Source organism: Glutamicibacter sp. (genome assembly GCF_035257265.1).
Classification (GTDB): Bacteria; Actinomycetota; Actinomycetes; order Actinomycetales; family Micrococcaceae; genus Glutamicibacter.
Window position 1 is genome coordinate 207,542 of the sequence record NZ_DATEXC010000016.1, and the last position, 25,358, is coordinate 232,899.

A 25,358-nucleotide genomic window follows, 5' to 3' on the forward strand; every position below is an offset into this window, starting at 1 on the left:
TTATTATTCCTAGCTCATGCACAGATATGGGCCAACGCCGCAACTGCGCTTTGTGTAAACATCAGCACAAGGACGGAGCGAAACGATCTCAGTCCAAATCGGTGCGCAAAAATGTCTATGAAATCAAAAAACGGCCTGATCCGGAACTTACGTTTCGAATCAGACCGTTCGTCTGGGGTGAGTAACGGGGCTTGAACCCGCGACCTTCTGGACCACAACCAGACGCTCTACCAACTGAGCTATACCCACCATGATTACTTTGTGACTAGTCGGAACGCTAGAGCATTCAAACTGATTTCAAGCAACGAGAAATACTATACATGCATCTGGAGCGAAACTAATAATCGGGCGACCTTTGAGGTCACGAAGTCCGCAGGGAAACAAAAAACGGTCTGATTCAAAACTTACGTTTCAAATCAGACCGTTTGTCTGGGGTGAGTAACGGGGCTTGAACCCGCGACCTTCTGGACCACAACCAGACGCTCTACCAACTGAGCTATACCCACCATGTTTGCTTCGGTACTAGTCATTCGGCTTTTGCGAGTTGATTTCGTATCTGGCAACGAGAAATACTATACACATATTGAGGGGGTGAGTGCCAACTTGAAAGCCCCCTAAGTCGCTGTGTTGTGTATCACCTACGATTTAGGGGGCTGACTAGTGCTTACTTTTCGTCGTTGGTGCTGATCTGGGCAGCGATTTTGCGGCTCTGATCGGTAGTTGGTCCGGGGGAGGGCACCATGATGGCAGCTCGGTAGTAGCGAAGCTCGTCAATTGAGTCCTGGATATCACCCAACGCGCGGTGGTTACCGGTCTTGGCGGGAGCAGCGTAGTGCGCCTTAGTGAACCAGCGCCGGCTTAATTCCTTCAAGGTGGAAACGTCAATGATGCGGTAGTGCAGGTGATCAATGATTTCAGGCATGTCGCGAGCCAAGAAGTTCTTATCGGTGCCTACCGAGTTTCCTCCCAGCAGAGCCTTGTTCGGCTCCGGGACATGTTTTCGGATGTATTCCATGACCAGACGCTGGGCCTGCTCCATTTGCATACCGCCGTCCAGCTCCATCAACAAGCCGGAGACCTGATGCATATTGCGAACGAAGTCTCCCATCTGTGCCAGAGCGGCATCGCTAGGCTTGATAACCACCTGGATACCCTCGTCGATGATGTTCAAGTCCGAATCGGTAATCAGTACCGCTACCTCGATCAACGCATCATGGACCAGGTCTAAACCGGTCATTTCGCAATCGATCCATACAATTTTCTCTGAATTACTAGCCACGGAACCAATCTACCCTCTGGATAGCTTGTGGGGCAGCGCACGGCATGAAAGCTTCAGGCATCTCAGTGTCACACCGGTATGGGCATAGCGGGCGATGCTAAAATCATGGGAGATTTCATGACGTTGAACGATGAGCCTCCTACTGGCTAACCGGATGCAACGTCAATCTTTTTAAACGAACTTTTTGTCCAATCCAGCACGAGGTGTCACGGTGTCCGCTAGTAAGGCAGAAGTTCTAGCTCCCCAGCCATACGCTGGGGTTAATAAGACATTGCTTAGCGGCATAATCGGCTCCTCGATGATCCTCTTCGGATCCTTTGGTACGGGTTGGCTGGCCAGTGTTTCACCGCTGAATCGTGATCCTTTTTTCATCATGGTGCGAACCGAGACTGCCGGCGTTACCATTTGCGTAATCTTGCTGGCATTGGGTTGCTGGTTGCTTTTCCGTGCGTGGTGGCGTCTAGGGCAGAAGCTAAAGACCTGGGGCGACGGCTCGCTCAAAATTGTGCGGCGCGCGGTGATGCTTTGGAGCATTCCAATGCTTATCGCACTTCCCATCATGAGCCGCGACGTTTTTGCTTACATCGGGCAGGGCCGTTTAGTCGATGCCGGACAAGATCCGTATGTCGACGGCATTTCAAGCCTGAATAACTGGTTCCAGCTAGGTGCCGACACCATGTGGGCACAAGACGGTACCCCCTACGGTCCGCTGTTCTTGACCATTGAATACATCGTGGTCAACATCGTTGGCGGGTCTACCGACGCGGCTGTTCTTGCTTTCCGCGCCATCGCGGTCATCGGTGTCCTACTGTGCCTGCGTTATGTTCCTAAACTGGCCGAACTGCATTCGGTTTCCGGAGCCAAGGCAACGTGGATGACCGTGGCGAACCCGCTCTTCCTGGTGAACTTTGTGGCCAGCGCACATAACGATGCGCTGATGACGGGTCTATCGGTGTGGGCCGTGTATCTGGCTTGTAAACGACACGGGTTCTGGGCGATTGTAGTGCTCGCGGCCTCGATCGGCGTCAAACCCATAACCCTGGTACTGCTGCCGTTTATCGGTTTGCTCTGGGCCGGACCGGAAGCCAAGTGGCCACGCCGATTCCTCTATTGGTTCTACTCCGGTTCCATCTTCCTGGTTCTCATGACCCTCGTAGGCTGGCTGAACGGCTACTGGTTTGGCTGGCTCAGCGTGCTGCTGAACTACACCGGTACCGGAGTTTCTGTTGTTGCGCCGCTGGGAATGTTAACTATCGCGTTGCAAGGCATTTTTGGCTCATTTGGCATGGAAACCGACTGGGTTCTGTCGATCATAAAAACCGGTGGCCGATTGCTCGGTGTGGGGCTTGCCATTGTCCTGATGTTCCGAGGGAAGTACTCACATCTAGTCCAGCGCATGGGTATCGCGTATGCGGCAATTGTGGTGCTTTCTCCGGTAATCCAGCCGTGGTACCTGCTGTGGTTGTTGCCGTTCTTCGCGGCGACCGGGTTGCGCGATGACTGGCAGATGCTGTGGCTACACCTCACCACGATATTCTTCTTGGCTTACCAAGCAGCGGATCAAATTTTCGTCTGGCAGTTCCTTCAAGAAGATCTAGTTCCACGGGTGCAGCTCATCTCGTGGGGAATCTCGATCCTCTGTGCGCTGTACATGGTCTTCTTGGATCCCAAGACCAAAAAAATCTGTCCCGAGCTACTGAGCTCCACAAACTGGCTGAAAAAGAAAGTCAAGTGAGTTTGCTGGTGCAAAAACTAATGCGACGTGGAGTGTCGCTGAAGGCCCTGGGTTGGCAAGGCTTTGCCGCTTCGGTGATGATCACCGTGGCGTCTTGGGGTATCGGCTGGTTTCCGCGCAGCCAGCTCTCTCCGCTGGCCAGGAGCGGATTTTTTATCGAATTCCGCACCGAGGCATGGGGAGTCATTAGCTGCATCATCCTAATGGCAGCAGGTTTGGCGTGGTTGACCCGGGTATGGATTCTCGCTCGCCCGCTAGTTGATACTGCACAACTGATCAGTTCACGACAGCTGGCGCAGCTGTTCATTAAATGGTCGGCACCATTGATGTTTTCCTTCCCAATTCTCAGCCGTGATGTTTACTCGTATCTGGCCCAAGGCCGGATGCTTCATGCCGATAAGTCTCCATATCGTGAAGGTATTTCGGCTCTGCCTGGCTGGTTTGAAGGTGGCTCGGATGGGCTCTGGGCCCAATCTCCTTCCCCCTACGGCCCGTTCTTCCTGGTACTTTCACGCATCATTTATTTTGTCTCCAATGGGGTGCCCGAAATTGGAGTAGGGCTCCTGCGCATTACCGCGTTACTTGGGGTTATCGGCTGTTTTCATTTCACCGCCAAACTGGCAAATAAGATGGGACAAAATCCAAACTGGGCTAACTGGGCCATCGTAGGGAATCCACTGTTTTTATTGACCATGATCGGCGGCGCTCACAATGACGCGTTGATGATTGCCGGAGTGTTCAGCGCATTCGCGCTGGCTTATGACCGCCGGCCAATGGCAGCCACGCTGGCATTGGCTATCGCGGTATCTGTGAAACCGATTGTGCTCTTGGTGCTGCCATTTATTGGGTTGATCTTGTTAGGCCGCGATAAGTCCTTGCGCGCAAAATGCATAGTTTGGCTGAAGGTGTTCTGCTATTGCCTGATCTGGTTAACTATCATCGGCGCGGTGACTAACCTCTGGTTTGGATGGTTACCGGCCATGTTTACCGCTGGCGATGCGGCCTTCCCCTACGCTCCGGTGGGCTTGACTGGCTGGTTGCTTGGCATGCTGGTTGAAGTGCTGGGCGGCTCGGCGAGCCTGACACAGACCATCGTGGTGTTCGTTTTTCAGCTTGTTTCTGTGGCCATCGTGGCCTGGCTTGCATTGGCTAAAGATATTTCTCGACCGGTGCGTCTGGCCGCCTGGGCACTGTCTGCGGTGATCCTGCTCGCACCGATCATCCAGCCCTGGTACATCTTGTGGATGATCGCGCTCTTCGCGATCTCGCACCGTGTCTCTTGGGCCTCCGAGAAACTGATGATCTATTTGGCCAGCTTGATCCTTGTGGTGGTCTTCGTGGATCAGCTCTCGATTGAACAATGGCATATCGTGTGGTTGATGCGGGTATTTGCGGCGGTGCTGGCGGTTGGTTTATTTGCCGGCCTTTTCCGCTTCGACCCGAAGACACGCACCGTCCTCAGTGGAGACACTGGGCCAGCTTCCATTCAGTAAGTATCCAGCCAACGGTAACTAGGCACACACCAGACGTCACAGGTTGCGCGCATTTTTCTCGGCTTAGATAGAAATATGCAAACGATGTTTTGGCCCGCGACTATCGCCATGCTTGGCGGTGTCCTCTTCTTAGGCGCAGCCGGTATTTTCCTGCTCGCCATCCAGTATCACCGCCATGGGCGCCTATCCTGGCGCCGCACGCTAACCACCGGTGCCGCAGTTATCTACGGTTTTGGCCTCTTCAGCTACACCATGCTTCCGCTGCCCGAAACACGTGACGCATTTTGCCGGCCCGGGGTGGCCATTCCGCAGCTGCAACCGCTGAACTTCCTCAATGACTTCGCGCTCTCCTATGAGCTGGGGATGCGTCACTTTTTGACTAGTTTTACACTGTGGCAGGTCCTTTTTAATGTGATCTTGTTCATGCCGCTCGGTATCCTAGCGGTCCGCTGGCTACGCGGGAACGTTTTTCTGGGCACGCTCATCGGACTCACTGCCAGCTTGGCCATCGAGCTGACTCAGTACACCGGGATCTGGGGCCTGTATACCTGCGCCTACCGGGTTGCCGATGTTGATGATCTTCTGATGAACACCTTCGGCGCATTGCTTGGATCCATTGTGGCGTACCTGCCAATCTTTGCGTGGCTGACCGGCCCCAGAGAACAAAGTGCCTTAAAGGCTGGGCCACGCAAGGTGACCAGGCTTCGGCGCTTTATGGCCAACGGCTTCGATATCGCTTTTGTCCTCGGGCTGGTTATGCTCACCACCTTCGTGCTGGAGATCGCCGAAAAACTTGGAGCCCCGCAAGCGTCCTATGACCTGACCCAACGGTGGATTCCCACGATCTCTGTATTGCTGGTCTTCCTGCTTCCCACCGTCATGCCAGGACGTGCCAGTTTAGGGCAACGCTGTGCTTGGATTCGGGTTGCTGGAAAAGACACACTGCAAGTACCTGCATGGCAGGGCCTTGTGCGCAGCATTCTGGGTCTAGGCGGAATCTCCTTCGCCTTCCAAATTGCCGACAGCATCTGGGCTGCAAGCCCCTGGGCGTGGCTCAGCGCGCTGGTATTCGGCTACCTCGTACTGAGCTCAATCTTCCTCTTAGGTGATCCGACCGGCCGTGGAATCGCCGGTAGGCTCACCGGCACCAGATTCATTGATCGGCGAATTCACTAATCGTTCACCACCAAGCTGTCAGCTGATGGGGCTAAAATAGTTCCGGTGGCCGGTATCCGATACAACTGGCAACCACATTCGCTTAAAAGACGTTCCGATTCATCTCTCCAAAGTTAGGCCTGCCCCGCAGTATGGATACTCAGCAAGAAATTCCGCACGAACCGCACCGCGCCGTCCTCGGCACCGCCGTAGGAGCCACGGTCCTGATCGCGATTGGTGCATTCGTACTATCCTTCGCGGCGCTGACCGACTTGGCTGAACGTTCCGGCATCCAGGCAAACCTGGCCTGGATCTGGCCAATCATCATTGACGGCATGATCGTGGCGGCCACCGTTGCCATCGTGGCGCTCAACGGCTTCAACCGTAAAGCGATGATCTACCCGTGGTCCTTGCTGTTCTTCGGCGCGATCGTGTCGACCGCTGCAAACTCCACCCATGCGATCCTCACGGTGGATTCCATCGTTAATGGTGTGCCGCCACTGGTATCGGCACTCGTTGCGGCCATGCCGCCTATCGTGTTGCTGGCGATCACCCACCTGACCGTGCACATGTACCAGAAGAAGTCTGAAGCTGCGAAGCTTCGAGCCGCCTTCGACTATGACGAAGAGCAGATCAACGCGGAGAAGTACGGCGTCGCCTACGACGACGGTTACAACTCCGCCCTTTCTGATGCACAGCAGGCGGAAGCCGAGCGTGTGGCTCAGCTGGAACAAGAACACCAGGACGCTATCGCCCGGGCGCGGGCCGAGGCTATTGCCCAGTCGCGCTCGGAAAAGGTCACCCCGCTGAAGCAGGCTCCAGCTGCGGCTCCGGCAGCCGCTAAACCGGCTACCGCTGCCAAGCAGGCTGGCGAAGACAAGGCTCCGTTGTATGAGGATATGGCTAAGCGCCTGACCCGCCCATAGCAAGGGCACACACCGCATCGATCACCCACGGCATTTCATCACATTAGGAGGCACCACCATGGATCCATTGACCAGCAGCACCGAACCGGAACAGTTCAGCGAACAAATCGACGAGGCGGTGTCTCGTTTTGAAACCGTGGGCCAGGAACTCGATGAGGTGCTGCGGGCGATGAAATCAAAAATTCGCTCGTTATTTATTGATAGTGAAGTCCAACCCTTGTTCGTGACCGGACGGGTAAAAACCGCCGAGTCCTTCCGGGCCAAGGCTTCGCGGCAGTTGCAGGAAACTCCGGATTCACACCCGGTCTTGGAGTTCCCTAACCCGCTGCGGGAAATCCACGACATGGTGGGTTTGCGCATCATCGTGATGCTTCCCCATGAAATCCAGCAGGTAGCCACGCTCATCAAGGCGCACCGCGAGGACTTTGACTGCCGCAGTGACCGCGAGAAAGATATTGGTTCGGTGGAATCCGGAACCTATGGTTACTCCTCACGGCACCTGCTGCTCAAGACCCGCAATGAACCGAGCGTGTCAAAGTTCCAAACAGCTTTGGGCAAACCGGTAGTACCCAGTGGCAACTTCGTCTTTGAGGTGCAGATCCGCACGGTGCTTCAGCATGCATGGAGCGAGATGGAACATGACATCCGCTTTAAGCATCCGGGAGAAGCCGCCTGGAACCCGCAGATCGACAGGCATTTCACCGCCACCGCGGCCATGCTCGAAACCGTGGAAAACTACTTCACCGATATTGATGATCTCTACCATCGGATGAATGGTTATCACGACCGCGAAGGTCTAGGCACCGAGAAGCTGACCGGCGAAAAAATCGGCGAAATCTGGCAGACTCTGCTTCCCCACGTGGACCGCAAGCGCGACGATGACTGGTCCTGGGCCGCCGAATTGCTCGGTTCCCACGGCATCGATCAGACCTGGCAGCTGGCCGAACTTCTGGATGCAAATGTAGTCACCGAGGTCCGCGCCGCATTGGATCACCGGTATTCTCCGGGGCCAGACAGGCTGCTTGACGACGTGCTGCTTTGGCGTTTTGGCAAAGCCCATATCGATAAGACCAGTGGTTCGGATCTAAAACGCGAGGCTTCGCTTCGTCGAAGACTGATTCAAATGAAAGACTTCCGCTCCACACAGCGCCGCTAGCGCAACTGCCCGGCACCCGATACTGGGTGCCGGGCAGTGGGCTTTAAGATGTTGGTTCGCACACAGTAAGCCTGATCCCGCCTATACGACCGGTAGGATAGACAAGTTGCCCTTTATATGGGCGAATAGTTTTTCCTTACCCCGTTTTGAAAGGGCCACACCATATGATTTCCGTAGCCAACCTTGAGCTACGCGTCGGCGCCCGCTTGCTGATGGACGAAGTAAATTTCCGCATCGACAAGGGCGACAAGATCGGACTGGTGGGTCGAAACGGTGCCGGTAAGACCACCATGACCAAGGTCTTGGCCGGAGAATCCCAGCCTGCTAGCGGTAACGTCTCGCTGAAGGGTTCCATTGGCTACCTGCCGCAGGATCCGAAGACCGAGGACATGGAGCAGCTGGCGAAGGATCGCATCCTCGCCGCCCGTGGCCTCGACGTGGTACTCAATAAGCTGGCTAAGGCCCGCGATGAGATGGCTAGCGATGATGCGTCCGTAGCGAAGAAGGCCATGGGCCGTTATGACCGTCTGGAAGCCGAGTTTATGGCTGCCGGCGGCTACTCCGCCGAATCCGAGGCCGCGGCCATCTGTTCTAACCTGGATTTGCCAGAACGTATTCTTGAGCAGCCATTGCGCACCCTATCCGGTGGCCAGCGCCGCCGTGTGGAGCTTGCCCGCATTCTTTACTCGGATGCCGAAACGTTGCTGCTCGATGAGCCAACTAACCACTTGGACGCCGATTCCATTACCTGGTTGCGTGACTTCATCAAGAACTACGCCGGCGGCGTGCTGATGATCAGCCACGACACCGGCCTGCTGGATGCCACCGTGAACAAGGTGCTCTTCCTTGATGCCAACCGCGCCACGGTTGATGTGTACAACATGAACTGGAAGCGTTACCAGACTCAGCGCGAAACCGATGAGCGTGCTCGTAAGCGCGAGCGCGGCAACATTGAGAAGAAGGCTTCGGTCTTGATGGCTCAGGCCAACAAGATGAAGGCGCGTGCCTCCGGTGCTTCCGCCGCGCAATCGATGCTCAAGCGTGTTGACCGCATGCTTTCGGGCCTGGAAGAAGTACGCGCGAACGACCGCGTGGCAGCTCTGCGCTTCCCGGATCCAGCCCCTTGCGGCAAGACCCCAATGATGGCCGAGGGCCTATCGAAGGCCTACGGTTCCCTGGAAATCTTTACCGATGTATCGCTGGCTATCGACCGGGGATCGAAGGTAGTCATCCTGGGCCTTAACGGCGCGGGTAAGACCACCTTGCTGCGCATGCTTGCCGGCGTCTCGGAACCAGATACCGGAACGATCATTCCGGGACACGGTTTGAAGATCGGTTACTTCGCCCAGGAGCACGACACCCTGGATCCAGATGCGACGGTGCTTGAAAATATGCGCCGCAACGCGCCGGACCACCTCGGCGATGCCGATGTGCGTTCGATTCTTGGTTCCTTCATGTTTGTCGGCGACGACGTCTCGAAACCAGCAGGAGTACTCTCCGGTGGTGAGAAGACCCGTCTGGCTTTGGCCACCATCGTGGCCTCCAGCGCTAACGTGCTGCTGCTCGATGAGCCTACTAACAACCTTGACCCAGCCTCGCGTGCCGAGGTACTTGGTGCACTGTCCAGCTTCCCAGGCGCCGTGGTGATGGTCAGCCACGATGAGGGTGCCGTGATGGCGCTGAAACCAGAGCGTGTGGTCATCCTGCCTGACGGCGACGAGGACCTGTTCAACGAGGGCTACCTGGAATTGGTCTCACTGACTTAAAGCCAGTACAGCAAAGCCGCGGGCCACCATCCTAAGAGGATGGCGGTCCGCGGCTTTGCTGTACCCACAGAAGAGCCCACGGCCACCGGCCGTGGACTTGTTTCGTTACTGTGGTTTGCCGCCCTTGGGCGAATCGTCATCTAACATGAGATCCTCATAAGCTTCATCGGTCAGTGACCCGTCGCGGCGGAACTTCTTCTCTTCCTTCGCACGCAGCTTGCGGACCCGGTGAATTGGTTCGTCAAAACCCAACGCCTTCGCCTCGGCGAGCTCGGCAGCGTCTTCGGCGTTGATCTTGCGCTGTTGCTTCGCCGCGTACCAGAAGCCTACGAAGGATAAGATCCCAAAGAAATACCACTGGAACTCGTAGGAAAGGTGCGGACCTTCATCGGTGTCCGGTGCATCCAAGGGCTGTGGTGCCGTGGCCGGTGCCGGATCTTCCTGATACATGATGCCGTAAGCACCTTCGGAGATCGGGTAGGGAAGTTGCGCGGCGTATGCGGGCAGATGGATGGACGCAAGCTGGCCATCGGGGGCCCCGCGATCCAGTTTGATCTCCCCGGCCTTCAGCCGGGCGTCCACCGTGACCGTTCCAGCAGGAGCCGCGGGAACCCCATCGGGGCGACCGTTTTCGGAGTTTCCGATAGGTAGGAACCCACGGTTGATAATTACCGTAGCGCCGGATTCGGTGCGGAATGGAACCAGCACCTCATAACCCGGGCGGGAAGCCTTAATCCGATTGCGCACGATGCGCGTGTCATCGCTGAGGTATTGACCGGTGAGCTCAACGGTCATCCAGGTGTCTTCTTCAGGCAATGAATTAAACTTGTCCAGCGCCTGATCGCCGGATACCGGTGTGGCGTCGTAGTTGTTGTTCACGTGGGAAATGCCGGTAAGTACTTCGGTGCGGCGATCAGACTGCCATTTACCGAGCCCCGCACAGGCTGCAGCAAAAATGACGACGAGTAGCAACCAGCCAACCCAGCGGGTGCTGGCCAAAAAACGATACATTTACTGAGTAGCTCCTTCGCCCATGGGCAGGGTTTCCTTATAGAGCAAGCGCTCTTTCAGATAGGTTTCTAACCACTCGCGGTGCTCAGTACAGGCCAGCCAGATCTTTCGGCGCTCTGGGGTGTGGATCTTTGGGTTATTCCATAAAATCTGAAAAGCTGCCGGCGCCCGGCACCCCTTACGCGAGCATTGAACTTCGGCAGGCGCAGAACTCGCGCCTGCTAATGAACCGAGAAGATCCATCTATGCCTCCTTAGACACGTCGGACGGGGGAGCAGGGTCGGTCAGTGTGCCCTCGATAATCACAATCTCTGGTTCGTTCACCGGAGCAGGCCGGGCCGTATTTTCGAGCTGCTCCGGGTCCTTGCCAGTAAAAAATTCTGCCGGAGGTTCGCGCCTCGTCAGATCTGCCCCGCCGTTGGCGATGACTACGGCAATATAAGGCAAGATCACCGCTCCGGCGAGAAGCACCCAGCGGACCCAGCCTTCAAAGAAGAACGCCAAGATGAAGCACAGCATACGCACGGTCATAGAAATCGTGTATTTGCGTATGCGCAACTCACGCTCCGAGGTATGGGACTCGCGCGCTTCGGTAATACGGTGAACCGGCTGGTCCTTTGGACCATGGTTCGCATGCTGGTGTGACATAGCTTTCGAACTTCGCTCAACGGGGCTATTTCTGCCTTTATTCTCTCACTTGTGCCTGTGAGAACCGAATTTCTACGTGCCGTCGAAGCTGTAATACTGCGTGGTAACTAATAGGATTGTTCTCAGACTAGCTACTGACCTAAGCAAAGTGTCTGTTCTGGCGCCCTCGTAACCGACGGAGTGCGCCGACGGCATGGATGGAGAATTACATTGAGCACGGAAACCACCAGCGGCCGCAGCGTACTGGTAACCGGCGGAAACCGCGGAATTGGCCTAGCCATTGCGCGTTCCTTCGAAGCTAACGGTGACAAGGTTGCCATCACCTACCGTAGCGGTGAGGTTCCCGAAGGGCTGCTCGGCGTGAAGGCCGATGTTACCGACACCGAATCAATCGACGCGGCGTTCAAAGAGGTTGAAGCGGCCCACGGGCCGGTTGAAGTGCTCATCGCCAACGCCGGTGTAACCAAAGACACGCTGCTGCTGCGCATGAGTGAAGATGACTTCACCTCGGTGATCGACACTAACCTCACCGGTGCCTTCCGCGTGATTAAACGAGCCAGCAAGGGAATGCTGCGCCTTAAGCGTGGCCGTGTAGTGCTGATCTCCTCGGTGGTTGGACTTTACGGTTCACCAGGCCAGATAAATTACGCTGCGTCCAAAGCCGGCCTAGTGGGCATTGCCCGCTCGCTCACCCGGGAACTTGGCTCACGTAATATCACCGCAAACGTGGTGGCGCCAGGCTTTATCAACACCGAAATGACCGCGGTACTTCCAGAAGAAACTCAGAAGTCCTACCTCGCGTCCATCCCGGCCAACCGCTTTGCCGAGCCAGAAGAGGTCGCCAACGTGGTGCGCTGGGTTGCCAGCGATGAAGCGGCCTACATCTCCGGGGCGGTTATCCCGGTTGATGGCGGCCTTGGCATGGGCCACTAAAACTACCCCCAATTTTTGATATACCTAAGGAGTAAAAAGTTGAGCGAATACAAGGGTGCAATCGTCACCGGCTCGTCGCGCGGAATCGGCGCGGTCACCGCACAGGAACTGGCAGCAGAAGGCCTCGGAGTAGTTATCAACTACCGCGCCAAGGCGCCACGTGCGAACAAAATCGTGGCAGCTATCGAAGACAAGGGTGGCAAGGCCGTTGCTGTAGGAGCCGACCTGACCACCACCGAGGGTCCACAGGCACTGGTTGACGCGGCCGTAGAGAACTTCGGAACGCTGGACGTGCTGGTGCTCAACGCCTCCGGCGGCATGGAAACCTCTATGGGGGAGAACTACGCGCTTCGGCTCAACCGCGACGCTCAGGTTGCCATGCTTGAGGCTGCCTTGCCAGCAATGAGCGAGGGTGGCCGTGTAGTCTTCGTGACCAGCCACCAGGCACACTTCATCAAGCAAGTCTCCACCATGGAAGCCTACGACCAGGTTGCACAATCCAAACGCGCCGGTGAAGATGCCTTGCGTGAATTCATTCCAAAGCTGGCCGAGAAGAACATCAATTTTGTGGTGGTCTCCGGTGACATGATTGAGGGCACCATCACCGCCACCCTGCTTAACCGCATGGAGCCGGGCGCTATCGACGCGCGTCGCGAAGCGGCCGGCAAGCTGTACTCGGTTGAAGAATTTGGTGCCGAAGTTGCCAAGATGGTCTTCGCTGACGTGGAAACCGGACACACCGAACTTGTTGGTGGCGCCGGTGACTTCTTGAAGCAGGCTGAGCAGTAAGAACCTGCTCGCCAAGCAGCTTTTCAGGCCTGTCGTTCGCTCCCGCACCGGTGGAGAACGGCAGGCCTTTATGCTGCACCGTAAGCGCCGTTCAGTGCTGCGTCCGACTCCAGCGGTATGGCGTAGTGGTGGAGACCTTCAGCAGGCCGTAGCGCTCCAAGATGGGTCTGGAATACTCGGTGGAGTCACTATGGATCAGAGTTTTGCCCAGTTCGAGGGCGGCTCGTGCCCGAGCGGCGGTCAGGGCCCGGTAAATTCCTTGCCCACGGTGGGCCGCAACGGTGGCGCCACCCCAGATTCCTGCAAAATCCGTGCCTGGAACCGGTTCGAGGCGACCGGCACTGAGTATTTCTCCCGTGCTGTCCTCGGCCACCCACAGTTGCATTCCATCCGCGGTGGCCAAACGGCGAAGAATCGCCTCGGCGTGATGGGTTGATACCGCTTCTCCGAAGGTGCGGTCCTGCATCGCGGTCATCGCGCGAACATCAGTTTCGGAGACGACCTGGCGCAGTCTGACACCGGCCGGCAGCGGCGTTTCGGCGATCAGGTCGGCGGCCCGCCCGACCATGATTGACTCGCTAGCGTCGGCTGCGAAACCGTGTGCGAGTAACTGCTCGTGCAGACCCGGCTCATAGTCATGGCCCCGGCTCTTCCATTCGACGCCGTTGATTTCTGGCTGCTCTCGAAAGTAAGCGAGCGCTTCGCCGACCAGAGATGCCAGGTGGGTGTCATCGGTAGGAGTGATGTGCGGATAGGTGATAAACCCTTGGCCGCCCGCGAAATTGATCAGCCGCAGCGGACCTAGACGCTGAACCTTTACGGCGCTGGGAGTCTCCGCATCGGTACGCAATTGCCCGTCGTAGTAACTGAGGTACTGTCTGGCTAAACTTTCACGCACAAATCCTCCTGCTGGTTTCGAGTTCAAAAAAGGCGCCTCTTGAAAGATTCAAAAGGCGCCTTGAAATTTTGAGTTACGGCTTCTCGCCGCACACGACCTTGTGCCAAGGCTGGTAGGTCCAGCTCTTAACATCTGGTGGAAGAGTTTTGGAGCCATCAACCGTGCTGCGGTTACGCGTGATGTCGATGCTAAAGCCCTTCTGCCCACCACTTTCCGAAACACACTTGTCGGCCGGGTTGTACCGGGTCTCAGGATTAGTCATGTTGTACTTGCCCGAGCTCTTCTGGCTAACCTTCCAGTACTTCGTGCTCCACAAGCGGGTGTGGACACGATCGCCACTGACCCACGCCTGAATCATCACGCCGTAGGGGGTGTTGTTCTTCCACACCATATCGACTTGGCCCTCCCAGAGGGTGGCTTCACGGCCTGCTGGGTAGCGTTCAAACCAACGGGAGTGCGGCTTATGCGTGACGTCGTCATATCCGGCAAGGAAGCCGACGTTGTAAAGCTGAGTGGATACCTGTGAGAGTCCGCCGCCCACGGCCTCGGTACTGAAACCGCTCTCGACCACACCGGAGCTAAAGTAGCCGTTTGCCACGGTGATTGGGCCCAGGGCCTGAAGCAATGAGAAGTTCTCTCCGGGCTTGATCACGGTACCGTTGATGCGATCTGATCCGGCATGCAGGTTCTTGGTGCGCACCCTATCGGAGGTTGGATAGGGAGTGGAGAATTCAACGATCTCTTCCTTGATACCCAACTTCTTAGCATCCGCGGTGGTGAAGTCAGCCTCGGAAGTCTTGAGAACAACCTCTGCGGTGCGCTCCTTAGTTTCGGTGGCGGCTAAGACCTTTGCGCCCAATCCCTTGGTCTCCAAGGCCAGACCCGTGGTCGACTTGGTGATGGTGGGCTTTCCGCCGGATAGGGTAATGCGTGCGTTCTTTGCGGTACTGCTGAACTCGGAATTCGTGGTTGCTGCTTTAAATAGTTTTTTGTCGTCCAAGGTGATCGCTGGTGCGCCGTCCTTGGGAGTGTAACTTGCAGCCGCCGCGATAGCCGCAGCAGGAATATCGACCTTCTTCTTATCCGAAGTTAGGCTGACTTTGTCCTTGAGCAGTGCTTTGACCTTGTCGTCGTAGAAAGACTGCAAGGTATCCTCGGAAATTTCAGGCTTGGCAATTTCGCTCGGCAATTCGATTGCCGGTGCTCCGATTCGCCAGTCGCTGGTGAGGACTTTCGCAGCTTCATCTTGTTTCAGGCTCACCCCATCTACGGGTTTGACCAGTTTGGCTTTGCCCTCGGCAAAGGTGATGTCGCCTTCGGTCACCTTGGCGTCAGCCTTTTTCGCTAGCGCCGCCAGCTGAGAAGTCAGCTTGTCCTGATCAACGTCGATACTAGCGGTGGCCGTGTATTTGCCCGTCAGACGGTCAATGAGTTCTACCGGGTTTGCCTCGTAGCCGGTTAGGTCTGCGACGGTGTCGTCAACGTTGAGCGATAGCCCAGCCTTGACTGGGTCCATCTTGTAGTTCTGAAAGTTGATCTGCACGTCGAAAGGCTTCGAAGCCAACGGAACAACAGAGTTATTCAGAGCCGCTCGGGCGTCATCCTGGCTCATTGATCCGATGCTCACTCCAGCGATGCTGGCGTTCGCTGGAACTTGGGCACTGATAAGAGCTGCGCCACCGAAGTAGAGTGCTGCTGCCGCCACCACGCAGGAACCAGTGATGATCCAAGGCTTGGCCTTGTTTCGGCCCTGGTCCTTAGACCGGTTGCTTGGCGATGGCGAGGAGGAACTGTCCGGGGAGGGGGTCTGCACTTGTCTGTTAGCTCTTTCGAAAAGCGATTGGGGCCGGGCCCGAGACGCGAATTTTTACTTCGCCGCGCATCGGTGCACCAAAAGAAATACTAACTGTTGGAACAACCGATGCATGGCGTTGTGGGGGTAAACACCGAAATTGTTATCGACTTGTTGGATTTCAAGCGTCAAAGTCGTCTAAAACTAGGTCAGCGATCACATCTAGGCGACTAAAATCAACGCGTGCACCGGACTGCTCGCGCAAGGCTGGTTTCGCATTAAACGCTACACCCAGTCCGGCTGCGGTGACCATGTCCAGATCGTTGGCGCCATCGCCGGCGGCAATAGTTGCTGACATGGCGATGCCGTGTTCGGCAGCCCAAGCGCGCAACATCTTTTCTTTCACCGCTCGGTCAACGATTTGCCCGTGGACGGTGCCATCAAGCAGTCCGTCGGTAATTCCCAGCGTATTTGCCAACGCGTGATCCAACTTCAGCTCTTGCGCCAGGGGATCAAGGATTTGCTGGAAACCGCCGGAGACAACACCCACTACGTGACCGGCTGCGTGCATCCGTTGAACTAATTCGCGTGCTCCGTCGGAGAAGATAACCCGGGAAATCACGTCGGACAGGACAGATTCCGGCAGCTCTTTCAGCGTTGCCACGCGTTGAATTAAGGACTGGGCGAAGTCCAGTTCGCCGCGCATTGCCGCCTCCGTGACGGCTGCTACCTCTGGCTCGCGTCCGGCATGGGCAGCAAGAAGCTCGATCACTTCCTGTTTGATCAGTGTTGAATCTACGTCCATCAAGAGCAGGATGCGCTTGGCATCGGTCAGCGCGCTGTCCAGAACCGTAACGCAGGCTTCGTCGGCGGAAAAAATTCCTGCGTCGATCAAAGCATCAAAGGCAGCTAGGGCTTTCGTGCGCAAGTCTAGGGTGTCAATATTTTCGATCCGGGTCTTGGCGACCCAGCGTGAAGCGGACTCGTGCACGCTGAAAATTGCATCGGTGACGGCAGGCAGTCGACCACCTAGCTGTGCAAGGAGTTCGTCAAAACGTTCGCGGGGGAGTGCTGGGCGGGATACGAGGGTCAAAGTTGAAGCCATGAAACTATTTTCGGTGGTGCAAGCGAGTACGACCAAACATGACGTCGTAGTAATCGAGGTGAGATAAAACATCAACTAACTTGTACAAGTTAGTTGTAGAATATCTAAATGACCTCATCACCACTAGATCCCATCCTTGCTGAGGACCTGCTCGACGCGATTTATCCATTATTCGGAATGCTCAATAAGGTTCGAAGCATCTCCGCCGGGAAGCTTGGCATTCTGAGTTTGGCTGAGGAGCAGGGAAAAATTACAGCGGCCGCCATGAAAGACAAGGTCGGGGTAAGCCAGCAAGCGATCTCCTTGGCTGCCAAGGAGTTGGTTGAAATGGGACTTCTGGTGCGGACCAAAGATCCGGCAGACCTGCGCCGCACCTGGTTCGCGTTAACCGACTCCGGGGCCCAGAAGCTTCACGCGGAACGCCAACTGGCACGGACGGAACTGGCTGAGATGATCAACAAAAATCTCACTCGAAAACAGCAGGAGTCGATCCGCCACGCACTCGAAGCACTAACTTATATTTCGCGGGGTGGGCATGAAGCAAACTAACTCCAATCTTGTCCCCACATTAATTTTTGCGGCATTATCCACCGCAATCGTCAGTTCCTTAGGGATGCTCTTAGTTCCTTCGATCGCAGCAACCTATCAAATTTCGGTCAGTGCAGCCCAATGGATGTTGACGGTCAATCTCCTAGCAGGTGCGGTCGCCACCCCGGTGATGGGCAGGCTCAGCGACGGACCACACAAGAAAAAGCTCTTGCTGTATTCCCTGGTGATCATTCTGCTGGGCTCCATCCTCGCGGCACTGGCCCCAACCTTCGGGATATTCCTCATCGGACGTGCCATGCAGGGTCTGACCTACGGCATCGTTCCGGTGACAATTGCCCTGGCGAGGCGGTACTCGGATCCCAAGACCGTGCACCATGCAATTTCCTCGTTGTCCGTTACCGTCGCCACCGGTATCGGCATCGGATATCCACTGACCGGCGTCATCGCCGGGATGTTTAGCTTTCAATGGGCCTTCTGGTTTGCCGCGGTGTTTGTATTCATCGTGATCTTCGTGGTGCTGCGGATAGTGCCCGACGGACCCGATGAGAAAGCACCACGCACAAAATTCGACTTTGCCGGTGCTTTGCTGCTGGCTGCCGGACTGGGCCTGCTGTTACTGGGAATCAGTGAAGGCTCGCACTGGGGTTGGATTTCTGCTCGCACCATCCTAGTTCTTGCAGTGGCAGTCATTTTGCTGGTCATCTGGGTGAAAACCGAGCTGCGGATAACTCACCCGCTGATAAACCTGCGCACACTACGGCAAGGTGAAGTACTGCTGGCAAACTTCGCCGCCATCGGGCTCGGCGCGGCCCTATACATCGGCATGTCCGTGGCCAGTCTCGTCGCGCAGGCGCCGGAAACCACCGACTTCGGGCTCGCATTACCGATCTTGTGGGCCGGATTTGTCATCATGCCGCTATCGGTAGGGAGCCTGGTGGCAAACCGTCTGGTGCGCCGGCTCGGACACCGAGTGGGCTACCCAGCATTGCTACCCATCGGTGCGGTGCTTTTTGCCGCGGCGGCAACCTTCCTTTGGCTAGCGCACGGGGCATTATGGGAACTTCTGCTGGGAATGCTGGTCTTTGGCCTGGGCATGGGTGCCAGCTACGCAGCCATGCCAGCACTTATCGCGCGCAGCGTCGCGGCCGAACAGCTGGGCAGCTCGGTCAGTTTCAACCAGGTGCTGCGCACCGTGGGTAGTTCTTTCGGTACCGCGGTCTCCGCCGCAATCATCGCCATGCACGCAGATTCCTCGGGTGCCACCACAGGTCAGGGCGTCACTTTGTCCTTCGCGGTGAGTGCTATCGGCTGCATTTTGCTCGGTCTGGCGTTGACCGTTCATTTCTTTTATCGCAAGCAAAAGAGCAACGAGTCTTAATCCACATCGGTAATGGTGTTTTCAATTAGTGAATCAGGCAACGAAAGTCTAGGCTTAAAAACCATGAGCGAAGTGCTAACTTTCAATGATGTCAGCGTGGTGCGCGGGCGTAAAGACCTGCTCAAGGACGTGTCCTGGGAAGTCAAAGAAGGCCAGCGGTGGATCGTGCTGGGCCCGAATGGCGCCGGCAAATCAACCTTGATGAATATTGCAGCCACCCGACTGCACCCCACCCGCGGCACCGCGGGCATTCTGGGTGAAACCATGGGTAAGGTCGACGTTTTCGAACTGCGACCGTTGATCGGCCTGAGCTCCTCACTGGTCGCCAACGCCATCCCGGCTAATGAAACCGCACTAAATGTGGTTCTCACCGCCGCCTACGGCATGACCGGACGCTGGCGTGAGAAGTACGAGAAGCTCGACGAGCGCCGTGCGTTCTCGATGCTCCACCAGTGGGGCATGTCCACCTTCATGAACCAGCCATTTGGCAAGCTCTCCGAAGGTGAGCGCAAGCGCGTACTGATTGCCCGCGCATTGATGACCGACCCGGAACTGCTGATTCTTGACGAGCCAGCTGCCGGACTGGACCTGGCAGGACGCGAAGAACTCGTCGCCCAGCTGACCGAACTTGCGGCGAATGAAGAAGCTCCGGCTTTGGTTTTGGTCACCCACCACCTGGAAGAAATTCCACCGGGCTTCACCCATATCTTGATGCTTAATGCAGGTGAAGTAGTCGCCGCCGGCGAGATCGCTTCCACCCTGACCGAAGAAAACCTCAAGGCAACCTACGGGATGGATTTGAGCGTGCGCGAAGTGGACGGCCGTTTCAGCGCCGTCGCACGCCGAGCGAACTAGGGGTAGCACCACACCGTGATCGAATTCTGGCGTGAAGCGTTAATCCTGCTTGGCGGCCTGTGGGCCGGAACCATCAACACCGTGGTTGGTTCTGGCACCCTGGTGACGTTCCCCATTTTGGTGGCCTTAGGTTTTGCTCCGGTTAACGCGGTGGTATCCAACGCAATGGGCCTGATTGCCGGTGGATTCTCCGGCGCCTGGGGCTACCGTCGTGAAGCTGCCAGCGTCAAAAAAACCTTGCTCAAACTTGTTCCGGTCTCCCTGATTGGCGGACTGATCGGTTCACTCTTGCTGCTGAATCTGCCCGAATCGGTGTTCGGCGTGGTGGCTCCGGTCTTGCTGGTCTGTGCGCTGGTGCTGGTGATCTTCCAACCCAAACTCTCCGCATGGGCTAAAACCCGGCAGGCACAACGCGGCGGAAATGATCCCGACGATGCCGACCGCGCTAAGATCCCCACCATTCTTTACGTGCTGGTCTTTGTTATCGGCGTGTACGGCGGTTACTTCACCGCCGCTCAGGGTGTCTTGCTGATGGCAGTGTTCGGGGTTTTCCTGCAGGCTTCCTTGCAGCAGTCCAACGCGATCAAGGTCATTCTTTCGCTGATGGTCAACATCGTGGCAGCCGCCATGTACCTGCTGATCGCCCCGGAACGTATTCACTGGATTGTGGTGCTGCTTATCGCCGTGGGTTCGTTGATCGGTGGATTTATTGGTGCCAAGGTAGGACGCAAGCTCTCGCCGGGGTGGCTGCGAGTCATCATCGTTATTCTTGGCGGTATCGCGCTGGTGAATATGGTGTACAAGTTGGTCGCTGGTGCCTGAGATAGTTAATCCCGAGCGCATCATGCCCATTGCTGACCTGCAAGATGCACGCCTCGATGAGTACCTGCGACTCTCCGAAGCGCACCTGCGGATGCGCAGTGACGTGGAAAACGGCCTGTATATTGCCGAGAGCACCACGGTAGTTTCCCGCGCAATCAATGCCGGGCACGTGCCCCGCAGCTTCTTGCTGGCCGAAAAACATCTGGATCAGCTGACCGAGGAATTTGCGCGTTTCCCGGACGTCCCAATTTTTGTCGGTAGTGATGAGCAGCTTCAAAACCTGGTAGGTTTCCACCTGCACCGAGGTGCGATGGCCTCGATGAACCGCCCGGATCCACTGGATTTAAGTGAAGTGCTTGAGCAGAGTTCGCGGATCGCTATCCTCGAAGACATCGCCGATCATACAAACTTAGGCGCGATTATGCGTTCGGCCTCGGGGCTGGGCGTGGACGCGGTACTGATTACGCCCAAGTGTGTGGACCCCTGGTATCGACGAAGTGCACGCGTCTCAATGGGCACCGTCTTTGACCTCCCGTGGGTCAGGCTCACCTCCTGGCCCCAGGACATCAGCATTCTCAAGGCTCATGGCTACACGATGCTGGCCATGGAGCTCACCGAGGACGCGGTGTCTCTGGCCGAGGTTGAAATGACTGAGGGTAAAAAGTTCGCGATGATCTTGGGCAACGAAGGCAGAGGAGTGACCGAAGAAACCCTGAGCCTGGTTGACCAAGCGGTGATGATCCCGATGCACCGCGAGGTGTCCTCACTCAACGTGGGTGCCGCCAGCGCTATCGCCTTCTGGAAACTGTGCTCTTCGACACCCAAATGAGTTTCACGCAGCATGCTTGCGTGAGATAGGATGGAATGTCTGTGTCTCGGCCTTTTGGGGTTCACGGCGCAGTAAAATTTCCGAGCAAGTGGTTGCTGGCAAAATCCAGTGGCCTATCAACATAAAGGTGTAAAGCTATGAAGGCTGATATTCATCCAAAGTACGGTCCAGTTGTCTTCAACGACCTGGCATCCGGCGAGCAGTTCCTGACCCGTTCGACCCGTTCGTCGGACAAGACCGTTGAGTGGGCAGATGGCAACACCTACCCAGTGATCGACGTCGAAATCTCGGCTGCATCGCACCCGTTCTACACCGGTAAGCAGCGCATCATGGACACCGCTGGCCGTGTCGAGCGCTTCAACGCCCGCTTCAAGGGCTTCGGCGGCAAGAAGTAATTCTTCGCCCCTCGCAAGCTTTTTACGGCACGATTTCAGTTCAACTGAAATCGTGCCGTTTGCGTTTAAGCCCAGGCGCCAAGACGATAGAATCGACTTATGATGCATCATGGCGAATACAAGGTAATCGGCGGCAAATTAGTCGTTGTTGATCTCGATAGTGACAACGGGGTGATCGTTAATGCTTCGCTTAACGGCGACTTTTTCCTCGAACCGGATGAGGCACTCGAAGATCTCAACGCTGCACTGAACGGTCTGCCTACCGACGCCAGCCATGGCACCATCCGCGACGCGGTGAATAATAATCTGCGCGAAGGCGCGGTGATGTTCGGTTTTGATGCCGACGCGGTGGCGCGCGCGGTCCGCCGAAGCCTGGGTCACGCCACCAAGTGGGAAGATCACCAGTGGGAAATTCTCGGCCCAGAAATCATTCCGGTAGCCGAACAGGTTGCCCTGGACGAGGTGCTCACCCGGCAAATAGGCACCGGTGAGCGAAAGCCTACGATCCGTTTCTGGGACTGGGACGAATCGGCGGTCGTTATCGGCTCCTTCCAATCACTAAAAAACGAAGTGGACATGGAGCAAGCCATACACCACGGAATTAAAGTGGTGCGCCGTATTTCAGGTGGCGGGGCAATGTTCATGGAGGCCGGAAACTGCATTACCTATTCCCTGTACGCCCCAGATTCCCTGGTGGACGGGATGAGCTTTGCCGATTCCTACCCGTTCCTGGACGCGTGGGTTATGCAAGCGCTGGAATCGCTGGGCATTGATGCCTATTACAAACCGCTAAACGATATCGCCACGCCAAGCGGAAAGATCGGGGGAGCGGCCCAAAAGCGTTTAGCTAAGGGCGCGCTGCTGCACCATGTCACCATGAGCTATGACATCGATGCGCAGAAGATGGTGCAGGTGTTGCGTATTGGGCGCGAGAAGATCTCGGATAAAGGTATTACCTCGGCGGTCAAGCGAGTGGATCCGCTGAAATCACAAACCAGTGGAAATCGGGCGCAAATCATTTCCACCATGATGGATACCTTTGCGGCCCGGACCAACGCCACCGTTGTTGAATTAGATGACACCACGCGAAAAGCCGCCCAAGACCTGGCTCAAACTAAGTTTGATACCGAGGCCTGGACGGCTCGCGTTCCCTAAAGCTGCCGGCTGGCGCGGCTGTGCTGCTGCGCTTGGAGGGTTCGTTCTAGCTCTGCGCGCTGTTCGATGAGTATGCGCAGCAACGCGGCCGGAGCCCCTTGATGATGTTCCATCCAGCGGTTTCCGGCCCGCAAGGTTGGATTTTCTTCCGGTTCGCCGGTCAGATCCTGCGAACCCGGGTAAAGGCCCTCAATGACGCGAGTAGCAAATTCCATGCTCATTGTTTCAAAGACGGGCAGGATTGCGGCCCAGTAACGCGACTGGAATCCAGCCAGCAGACTGGCCGAGCCCATCGCAAAACCGTCTGCGATCGCCGAAAGGGCATCGTTTGACAATGGACCGTGTGCATCGTGGCCCATCAGCACGGTATCAAAAGCATCTTCCTTCACGTCCGCATCCGGACGGGCAGCCAGCGCTGTGCGTACCGCGTTTTGGGCCACGCTCGTAGGATTGAGCTTCGCAGCCTGATGCATGCGCGCTTCGGCCTGTGCGTCCAGCCCGCCTGCTGCCGCCAGCGCAATGTAGCTCGCCCAGCGAAGTTGCTCATCAACTGGGACCCGGTATGGATTCTCTTCCTCAGCCAGGAATGAATCGATGACCTCGCGTGCCACACCGGAGCGCGCCAAACGAGCAAGGGTGCGCGCGGTGGTGGTCTGCTGGTCGCTACCAGCTTCGAAATTCGCCAGCCAGCCGGTGAGAACTTCGGCAGCGCGTTCGCGGATGGTGACCCGCAGTTCCGGGGCAACATACTTGGAAATCGACGTGACCAGCTGATCAAGCAGCATCGCAAAGACACCTGAATCGGTCACCGTGTGCGCATGTTCCAAAATGGCGTTGACGTAGGTCTGTGAAGCTAGCTTCGACTGACGCACGCCGTCCCATAGCGAGGCCCAGCTGGTTGCACGTGGTAAAGATTCCTGCAAGGATCCAAGATTTTCCAGCAAGGTTTTCAGCGAATTATCATCAAATTCGATGAGCGCGTAGGTTTCATCTCCCACGTTGGGCAAGATCAGATCGGGCAACCGCTGGCCGACGAGGAAATCTAGTGCGACGCTTTCTCCGGTCAGCTCCACACGCTGTGTTGCGGTGCGCGTGAGCACGCCACCGGTCAGCGTGTAGGCACCGACGGTGAGCACATGGGGTCGCACAATTGCTCGGCAACTTATTGGATCTACGCCGTGCTGTTCAAGATTTGCGGCGGTGAGGATTCCGGCGTCATCCACGGTGTAGTTCACCGCGAGTTTTGGCACGCCACTGGTCTTCAGCCAAGCGTCTGCCCAGCTGCGCATATCGCGTCCACTGGCTTTTTCCAGTGCCTGCAGGAAGTCTTCCAAGGAGGTGTTGGCGTATTCATGTTGACGGAAGTACGCCCGCGCCGCGTCGCGGAACGCTTCTGCCCCGACGAAGGCGGCCAGCTGCTTGAGCACACTGGCGCCCTTGGCATAGGTGATGCCATCGAAGTTCTGGTCTGCGGCCAGCAGATCCGGGATATCGGCCACGATCGGGTGGGTGGTTGGCATCTGATCTGCCACGTAGGCCCAGGCCTTACGGCGCGCGGCGAAGGTAGTCCACGCGGTGGTGAATTCGGTAGCTTCATCGTTAGCAAGCGTGCCGATGTAATCCGCGAAGGATTCCTTCAACCACAGGTCATCCCACCAGGTCATGGTCACCAGATCGCCAAACCACATGTGCGCCATTTCGTGCATGAGCGTATTAGCGCGCTGCTCATACTGGGCTTCGGTGGCATGGGAGGTAAATACGTAACGTTCGGTGAAGGTGACGAGGCCAGGATTTTCCATGGCGCCGAGGTTATATTCCGGAACAAATGCCGAATCGTATTTGCCCCACGGGTAAGGGTAGTCAAAGAGCTCGTGGAAGTAATCCAGACCTTGGCTGGTGAGCTTGAGAATTTCTTCGCCGTCAAAGTGTTCGGCCAACGAGGCGCGGCAGGTTGCTGCCATCTCAATGTCCAGCGATTCGCCATCTGCAAGTTTTTGCACGTGGGTACCGCGCACCACATGGTACGGGCCGGCGAGAACCGCGGTGATATAGGTGGAGATCGGGCCGGTCGGTGCGCAGGCGACGGTCTTAGTGCCGTCGCCATGATTCAGCTCGTCGATGATCTGCTGATTGCTGGCCAGGTGCCAGTCTTCGGGGCCGGTCAAGGTGAATTGGTAGCTGGTTTTAAGATCCGGCTGTTCAAAGCAGGCAAAAACACGGCGTGCTTCCGAGGGCTCAAACTGTGTGTAAAGGTAGGTCTGGCCGTCTTGTGGATCCACAAAGCGGTGCAGTCCCTCCCCGGAGCGTGAGTAGCTGGAGCGTCCGGTAACACGCACGGTATTCGCCGCGTCCGTCCGCAAATCATCGAGGTAGATGCGGGCATCGAGCACCGCGTCCGCGACGGAGATTTCTGCTCCATTAACCACGATGCTTTCAATTGACTCATGAATATAGTCAAGGAAGGTCTGCGGTGACTTTGAAGAGAAATTCAACGTTGTGATCGCGGTATAGGAAGTTTCCTGCGCTTGGGTGGCGTTACTCAGATCAAGCTCTACGGCTGCGTAGTGCCAGCTGATGTTCGCGGCGCGCCAAGCGGCCTCATCACGTCGAAGGTTCTCATTGGGTGCATAGCGTTCTAATGTGTCCACCCTTACAGCTTAGCTGTGAAATGAATGTTTGATAATGCTGA

The 25,358-nt window shown here is 56.5% G+C and carries 23 protein-coding genes and 2 tRNA genes; 15 read left to right on the forward strand and 10 right to left on the reverse strand.

What is annotated here, in order from left to right; all coding sequences use genetic code 11:
• Positions 1-173 precede the first annotated feature (173 nt).
• From VJ369_RS02655 to orn, 3 genes are all read right to left on the reverse strand, one after another.
• Positions 174-249: transfer RNA gene (locus VJ369_RS02655), tRNA-His, on the reverse strand.
• 181 nt (positions 250-430) lie between these two features.
• A tRNA-His gene (locus tag VJ369_RS02660) sits at positions 431-506 on the reverse strand.
• Positions 507-664: 158 nt separating this feature from the next.
• Positions 665-1,279, reverse strand: a complete 615-nt coding sequence (gene orn / locus VJ369_RS02665) for an oligoribonuclease (RefSeq protein ID WP_324090595.1) — start codon at positions 1,277-1,279, stop codon at positions 665-667.
• 211 nt (positions 1,280-1,490) lie between these two features.
• On the opposite strand from orn, the gene mptB (VJ369_RS02670) reads away from it, so the two are divergent.
• From mptB (VJ369_RS02670) to abc-f, 6 genes are all read left to right on the forward strand, one after another.
• Complete coding sequence (gene mptB / locus VJ369_RS02670; RefSeq protein WP_324090596.1) at positions 1,491-3,014, forward strand: polyprenol phosphomannose-dependent alpha 1,6 mannosyltransferase MptB; 1,524 nt, start codon at positions 1,491-1,493, stop codon at positions 3,012-3,014.
• Complete coding sequence (gene mptB, locus VJ369_RS02675; protein ID WP_324090597.1) at positions 3,011-4,507, forward strand: polyprenol phosphomannose-dependent alpha 1,6 mannosyltransferase MptB; 1,497 nt, start codon at positions 3,011-3,013, stop codon at positions 4,505-4,507. Before mptB (VJ369_RS02670) ends, mptB (VJ369_RS02675) begins: the two co-directional genes overlap by 4 nt.
• Positions 4,508-4,591: 84 nt before the next feature.
• Positions 4,592-5,683 (forward strand): VanZ family protein, encoded by a 1,092-nt coding sequence (locus tag VJ369_RS02680; RefSeq protein ID WP_324090598.1) that lies wholly within the window; start codon positions 4,592-4,594, stop codon positions 5,681-5,683.
• Between the two features lie 131 nt (positions 5,684-5,814).
• Positions 5,815-6,588, forward strand: coding sequence for a DUF2637 domain-containing protein (locus VJ369_RS02685; protein WP_324090599.1), 774 nt, complete (start codon positions 5,815-5,817; stop codon positions 6,586-6,588).
• A 58-nt stretch (positions 6,589-6,646) separates the two neighbouring features.
• Positions 6,647-7,744 carry a (p)ppGpp synthetase gene (locus VJ369_RS02690; protein WP_324090600.1) on the forward strand — a complete coding sequence of 366 codons (1,098 nt, stop codon included), beginning with the start codon at positions 6,647-6,649 and terminating at the stop codon, positions 7,742-7,744.
• A 164-nt stretch (positions 7,745-7,908) separates the two neighbouring features.
• Positions 7,909-9,510 (forward strand): ribosomal protection-like ABC-F family protein, encoded by a 1,602-nt coding sequence (gene abc-f, locus VJ369_RS02695; RefSeq protein ID WP_324090601.1) that lies wholly within the window; start codon positions 7,909-7,911, stop codon positions 9,508-9,510.
• Positions 9,511-9,615: 105 nt separating this feature from the next.
• Here the strand turns inward: abc-f and VJ369_RS02700 are convergent, their stop codons facing one another.
• From VJ369_RS02700 to VJ369_RS02710, 3 genes are read right to left on the reverse strand one after another with little or no spacing between them, the layout of a single operon-like run.
• Positions 9,616-10,521, reverse strand: a complete 906-nt coding sequence (locus tag VJ369_RS02700; RefSeq protein WP_324090602.1) for an SURF1 family protein — start codon at positions 10,519-10,521, stop codon at positions 9,616-9,618.
• The gene (locus VJ369_RS02705; RefSeq protein ID WP_324090603.1) at positions 10,522-10,764 is read right to left on the reverse strand and encodes an acetone carboxylase; all 243 of its coding nucleotides are present in this window, start codon (positions 10,762-10,764) and stop codon (positions 10,522-10,524) included. It abuts the gene before it with no gap.
• A complete protein-coding gene (locus VJ369_RS02710; RefSeq protein ID WP_324090604.1) occupies positions 10,765-11,169 on the reverse strand; it encodes a DUF3099 domain-containing protein in 405 nt (134 codons plus the stop codon).
• Between the two features lie 210 nt (positions 11,170-11,379).
• Here VJ369_RS02710 and VJ369_RS02715 point away from each other — a divergent pair, with 210 nt between their 5' ends.
• Complete coding sequence (locus VJ369_RS02715; RefSeq protein ID WP_324090605.1) at positions 11,380-12,102, forward strand: beta-ketoacyl-ACP reductase; 723 nt, start codon at positions 11,380-11,382, stop codon at positions 12,100-12,102.
• A gap of 39 nt (positions 12,103-12,141) precedes the next feature.
• Entirely contained in the window at positions 12,142-12,891 is a 750-nt protein-coding gene (locus VJ369_RS02720) for an SDR family oxidoreductase (protein WP_105674319.1), read from the forward strand.
• 91 nt (positions 12,892-12,982) lie between these two features.
• Here the strand turns inward: VJ369_RS02720 and VJ369_RS02725 are convergent, their stop codons facing one another.
• The 3 genes from VJ369_RS02725 to serB form a co-directional block, all read right to left on the reverse strand.
• Positions 12,983-13,816: a GNAT family N-acetyltransferase gene (locus VJ369_RS02725; RefSeq protein ID WP_324090606.1), complete on the reverse strand. Its 834-nt coding sequence runs from the start codon at positions 13,814-13,816 to the stop codon at positions 12,983-12,985.
• Positions 13,817-13,862: 46 nt separating this feature from the next.
• Positions 13,863-15,602 carry a VanW family protein gene (locus VJ369_RS02730; RefSeq protein ID WP_324090607.1) on the reverse strand — a complete coding sequence of 580 codons (1,740 nt, stop codon included), beginning with the start codon at positions 15,600-15,602 and terminating at the stop codon, positions 13,863-13,865.
• Between the two features lie 160 nt (positions 15,603-15,762).
• Positions 15,763-16,686, reverse strand: coding sequence for a phosphoserine phosphatase SerB (serB, locus tag VJ369_RS02735; protein WP_324090608.1), 924 nt, complete (start codon positions 16,684-16,686; stop codon positions 15,763-15,765).
• Positions 16,687-16,794: 108 nt separating this feature from the next.
• Between serB and VJ369_RS02740 the strand changes: the two genes are divergently transcribed.
• From VJ369_RS02740 to VJ369_RS02770, 7 genes are all read left to right on the forward strand, one after another.
• Positions 16,795-17,235, forward strand: coding sequence for a MarR family winged helix-turn-helix transcriptional regulator (locus VJ369_RS02740; protein WP_324090609.1), 441 nt, complete (start codon positions 16,795-16,797; stop codon positions 17,233-17,235).
• Complete coding sequence (locus tag VJ369_RS02745; protein ID WP_324090610.1) at positions 17,222-18,613, forward strand: MFS transporter; 1,392 nt, start codon at positions 17,222-17,224, stop codon at positions 18,611-18,613. Before VJ369_RS02740 ends, VJ369_RS02745 begins: the two co-directional genes overlap by 14 nt.
• 63 nt (positions 18,614-18,676) lie before the next feature.
• Positions 18,677-19,468, forward strand: a complete 792-nt coding sequence (locus VJ369_RS02750; RefSeq protein WP_324090611.1) for an ABC transporter ATP-binding protein — start codon at positions 18,677-18,679, stop codon at positions 19,466-19,468.
• Positions 19,469-19,483: 15 nt separating this feature from the next.
• Positions 19,484-20,290 carry a sulfite exporter TauE/SafE family protein gene (locus tag VJ369_RS02755; protein WP_324090612.1) on the forward strand — a complete coding sequence of 269 codons (807 nt, stop codon included), beginning with the start codon at positions 19,484-19,486 and terminating at the stop codon, positions 20,288-20,290.
• 22 nt (positions 20,291-20,312) lie between these two features.
• On the forward strand, positions 20,313-21,119 hold the full coding sequence (locus VJ369_RS02760) for an RNA methyltransferase (RefSeq protein ID WP_324090641.1): 807 nt from the start codon (positions 20,313-20,315) through the stop codon (positions 21,117-21,119).
• Positions 21,120-21,256: 137 nt separating this feature from the next.
• On the forward strand, positions 21,257-21,514 hold the full coding sequence (locus VJ369_RS02765) for a type B 50S ribosomal protein L31 (RefSeq protein WP_096253676.1): 258 nt from the start codon (positions 21,257-21,259) through the stop codon (positions 21,512-21,514).
• 99 nt (positions 21,515-21,613) lie between these two features.
• On the forward strand, positions 21,614-22,669 hold the full coding sequence (locus tag VJ369_RS02770; RefSeq protein WP_324090613.1) for a lipoyl protein ligase domain-containing protein: 1,056 nt from the start codon (positions 21,614-21,616) through the stop codon (positions 22,667-22,669).
• Here VJ369_RS02770 and pepN read toward each other — a convergent pair.
• A complete protein-coding gene (gene pepN / locus VJ369_RS02775) occupies positions 22,666-25,317 on the reverse strand; it encodes an aminopeptidase N (protein ID WP_324090614.1) in 2,652 nt (883 codons plus the stop codon). The two genes, VJ369_RS02770 and pepN, sit on opposite strands and share 4 nt — an antisense overlap.
• Between the last annotated feature and the right edge of the window lie 41 nt (positions 25,318-25,358).